This is a genomic window from Stenotrophomonas sp. P5_B8 (assembly GCF_054049855.1).
Map to the genome: position 1 here is coordinate 1 of NZ_JBFULO010000354.1, position 4,220 is coordinate 4,220.

Below are 4,220 nucleotides of genomic sequence, written 5' to 3' on the forward strand. Positions count from 1 at the left end.
TGACCTGCGCAGCCGCTCGGCCGAGGGCCTGCAGCAGATCGGCTTCGACGGCTACGCCATCGGCGGCCTGGCCGTGGGCGAGCCCGAGCACGAGCGCAACGCCATGCTCGACCACATGCACCCGATCCTGCCCGCCGACCGCCCGCGCTACCTGATGGGCGTGGGCCGCCCGGAGGACCTGGTGGAAGGCGTCGCCCGCGGGGTGGACATGTTCGATTGCGTGATGCCCACCCGCAACGCCCGCAACGGCCACTATTTCACCTCGTTCGGCACCGTGCGCATCCGCAACGCCCGCTACGAGCGCGACATGGACACCATCGAGCCGGGCTGCGGTTGCCACGCCTGCACCAGCGGTTACACCCGCTCGTACCTGCGCCACCTGGACCGCTGCAACGAGATGCTGGCGCCGATGCTGGGGACCATCCACAACCTGTATTACTACGAAAAGCTGATGGCCGACATGCGCGCGGCCATCGCGGCGGGAACCTTTGCCGCCTTCCGCGAGTCCTTCTACGCGGCCCGTGGCGCGGCTACCCCGCCGCTGTAGACCCTCCACGCAGCACCGACCGCCGCGCCGACCCTGCCAAAGGGCCCGAGGACGAACTCCCGGGGCCATGGCATACTTCGTGGCTGACCCGTTTCGCGGCGACACCCAGGCCCACCAGGGCAGGGCGCCTCCCAACCCAAGGACACCAACATGAACCTGATCGCTTTCCTGATTCCTGCCGCCCACGCCCAAGCCGCTGGCGGCCAGCCGGGCGGTGGTATGGGTCTGACCACGCTGCTGTTCCCGATCATCCTGATCGCGATCATGTACTTCCTGATGATCCGCCCGCAGATGAAGCGTCAGAAGGAACACAAGGCGATGCTGGAGAAGATCAAGCGCGGCGACGAAGTGCTGACCAACGGCGGCATCGCCGGCGTGGTCACCGACATCGGCGACAACTTCATCACCATCGAAGTGGCCGACAACGTGCGCATCCGCGTGCAGAAGGGCGCCGTGGGCAACGTGCTGCCGACCGGCACGCTGAAGTCGGCCAACTGAGCCACTCCTTTTCCGAAGCACAACCGCGGCGCCGGGATGGGCGCCGCGCGGGACCCAAGCAATGCTCGAATTTCCACGCTGGAAGTATTTCCTCATCCTGATCGTGCTGGCGCTCAGCACMCTGTACGCGCTGCCCAACGTCTACCAGAAGGACCCGGCCGTCCAGATCACCGCCAACCGTGGCGGGCAGATCGACGACGCGCTGCGTGACCGCGTGCTGGCCGACCTGGCCAAGGCCGGGGTCAAGACCATTGGCGCGGAGAAGGAAGGCGACAGCCTGATCGTCCGCCTGGCCGACCTGCAGTCGCAGGCCGCCGCCAGCGATACCCTGCGCGACAGCGTGGGTGAGGACTATGTGGTGGCCCTGAACCTGGCCTCGACCGTGCCGGAGTGGCTGGCCAAGCTGGGCGGCAGCCCGATGGTGTTGGGCCTGGATCTGCAGGGCGGCGTGCACTTCGTGCTGCAGGTCGACCAGAAGGCCGCGCTGGACAAGCGCCTGGATGCCTACGCCGAAGACGTGCGCAGCAGCCTGCGCGATGCCCGCATCGCCTACCAGTCGGTGGAGCGTCGTGCGGACAACAGCATCATCGCCACCATCAGCCCGTCCGCCGGTGCCGAAGCGGTCACCCGCGCCCGCGAGGTGATGGCCAAGGCGCARCCGACGCTGGGCTATGAGGTCAACGACAACCGCATCACGGTGAAGGTCCCCGAGGCCGAGCTGACCCAGATCGCCAATGGTGCGATCGAGCAGAACATCAATACGCTGCGCAACCGCGTCAACCAGCTGGGCGTGGCCGAGCCGATCATCCAGCGCCAGGGTGCCGACCGCGTGGTCGTGCAGCTGCCGGGCGTGCAGGACACCGCTGAAGCCAAGCGCATGATCGGTGCCACCGCGACGCTGGAATACCGCGCCGTGGTCGAGGGCAACGCGCAGGACGCGATCGCCAGCGGCCGCATTCCGCCGGAAGCCAAGGTCTACCAGCGCCGTGACAACGGCGGTCCGGTGCTGCTCAACAAGCGAGTGATCGTCACCGGTGACCAGATGGTCGCCGCGCAGGCCACCACCGATCAGAACGGTTCGGCGGCAGTCAGCGTGACGTTGAACAACGTCGGCGGCCAGCGCATGTTCGACTTCACCAGCGCCAACGTGAACAAGCCGATGGCGGTGGTCTACACCGAGCGCATCCCGACCGTGAACATGGTCGATGGCAAGGAAGTGCGCAGCTTCCGGGTCAAGGAGGAAGTGATCTCCGTGGCCAACATCAACGGTGTGTTCGGCAAGAACTTCCAGACCACCGGTCTGGAAAAGAAGGAAGCCGAAGACCTGGCCAAGCTGCTGAAGTCCGGTTCGCTGGCAGCGCCGATGGACTTCGTCGAAGAGCGCGTGGTCGGCCCGAGCCTGGGCGCGGAGAACGTCAAGAACGGCATTACCGCGGTGGTCTACGCGTTCATGTTCACCCTGGTGTTCTTCAGCATCTACTACCGCATGTTCGGCGTGATCACCTCGCTGGCGATGCTGTTCAACCTGCTGATCGTGGTCGCGGTGATGTCTATGTTCGGTGCCACCATGACCCTGCCGGGCTTTGCCGGCCTGGCGTTGTCGGTGGGCCTGTCGGTCGACGCCAACGTGCTGATCAACGAGCGTATCCGCGAAGAGCTGCGTGCCGGCATGCCGGGCAAGACCGCGATCGTGACCGGTTACGAGCGTGCCAGCGGCACCATCCTCGACGCCAACCTGACTGGGTTGATCGTCGGCGTGGCCCTGTATGCGTTTGGTACGGGCCCGCTGAAGGGCTTCGCACTGACCATGATCATCGGCATCTTCGCTTCGATGTTCACGGCAATCACCGTATCGCGCGCCTTGGCGACGCTGATCTACGGCCGCCGCAAGAAGCTCCAGAACGTGGCCATCTGACGGGACGACACGCACAATGAAACTGTTTCCGCTGCACATCCTCCCGAACGACACCAAGATCGATTTCATGCGGTGGCGTCATGCCGCGATGGTCGTGACCCTGCTGCTGTTCGTGGGTTCGATCGCGTTGATCGCGACCAAGGGCTTCAACTACGCGCTGGACTTCACCGGCGGTACGCTGATCGAGGCCCGCTTCGAGCGCAAGGTTGACGTTGAAGACGTCCGCGCCAAGCTCGAGGGCAATGGCTTTGAAGGCGCACAGGTGCAGAGTTTCGGTGGCAACACCGATCTGCTGATCCGCCTGGCACCGCAGGGCGAACACGCACCGGGCACCGGCAATTCGGCCAGTGACCAGCGCACCGCCGCGGCGGTGGTGAAGGCCATTTCCACCGGCGACAACAAGGCAACGGTGCTGCGCAACGAGTTCGTGGGCCCACAGGTCGGCAAGGACCTGGCGATGAACGGTCTGTACGCCACGCTGTTCATGCTGGTGGGCTTCCTGATCTACATCGCGTTCCGCTTCGAGTGGAAGTTCGCCATCACGGCAAGCATCGTGGCGCTGTTCGATCTGCTGGTGACGGTAGCCTACATTTCGGCGATCGGTCGCGAGTTCGACCTGACGGTGCTGGCCGGTCTGCTGTCGGTGATGGGCTTTGCCATCAACGACATCATCGTGGTGTTCGACCGCGTCCGCGAAAACTTCCGCAGCCTGCGCGTGGAGCCGCTGGAGGTGTTGAACCGTTCGATCAACCAGACGCTGTCGCGTACGGTGATCACCGCGGTGATGTTCTTCCTGTCGGCACTGGCGCTGTACATGTACGGCGGTACGTCGATGGAAGGCCTGGCCGAAACCCACATGGTGGGCGCGGTGATCGTGGTGCTGTCCTCGATCCTGGTGGCCGTGCCGATGTTGACCATCGGTGCGCTGCGCGTGACCAAGCAGGACCTGCTGCCCAAGGCCAAGGACATCGAAGCGCTGGAGCGCCGTCCGTAAGTCATCGGTTGCACGCACTACCTGAGAAGCCGCGCCCTGCGCGGCTTTTCTTTTTTTGCAGCAGGCGAGGCAGCGCCAGGAGCGGCGTCTTTGCTCTGTGCGAGGGAGGACGGCGGCCAGCCCCGTGCAGGACACGCCGTAAACCCGTCCGTGGGGGCTCGCGGGCGCCATCCATGGCGCCCGAGGGTCCTGCACGGGGCTGGCCGCCATCCTCCAGACAGTTCTCCGTAACCGGCAACGGATCCAAGCCACGCCCTGTGTTGCGT

4 protein-coding genes are annotated in these 4,220 nt (G+C 65.1%); all 4 read left to right on the forward strand.

The window, feature by feature from the left end; all coding sequences use genetic code 11:
- The coding region (locus ACXJKH_RS16165) for a tRNA-guanine transglycosylase (protein ID WP_457320820.1) at positions 1-547 on the forward strand (547 nt) is incomplete at its 5' end.
- 150 nt (positions 548-697) lie between these two features.
- Positions 698-1,045 carry a preprotein translocase subunit YajC gene (gene yajC, locus ACXJKH_RS16170; protein WP_256773999.1) on the forward strand — a complete coding sequence of 116 codons (348 nt, stop codon included), beginning with the start codon at positions 698-700 and terminating at the stop codon, positions 1,043-1,045.
- 61 nt (positions 1,046-1,106) lie between these two features.
- Positions 1,107-2,960, forward strand: a complete 1,854-nt coding sequence (secD, locus tag ACXJKH_RS16175; RefSeq protein ID WP_256773998.1) for a protein translocase subunit SecD — start codon at positions 1,107-1,109, stop codon at positions 2,958-2,960.
- 16 nt (positions 2,961-2,976) lie between these two features.
- The gene (gene secF / locus ACXJKH_RS16180; protein WP_457320823.1) at positions 2,977-3,954 is read left to right on the forward strand and encodes a protein translocase subunit SecF; all 978 of its coding nucleotides are present in this window, start codon (positions 2,977-2,979) and stop codon (positions 3,952-3,954) included.
- Positions 3,955-4,220 lie beyond the last annotated feature (266 nt).

Coding starts and splice junctions, on each gene's coding strand:
- yajC (WP_256773999.1), top strand. CDS start 698: ATGAACCTGATCGCTTTCCTGATTCCTGCCGCCCACGCCCAAGCCGCT.
- secF (WP_457320823.1), top strand. CDS start 2,977: ATGAAACTGTTTCCGCTGCACATCCTCCCGAACGACACCAAGATCGAT.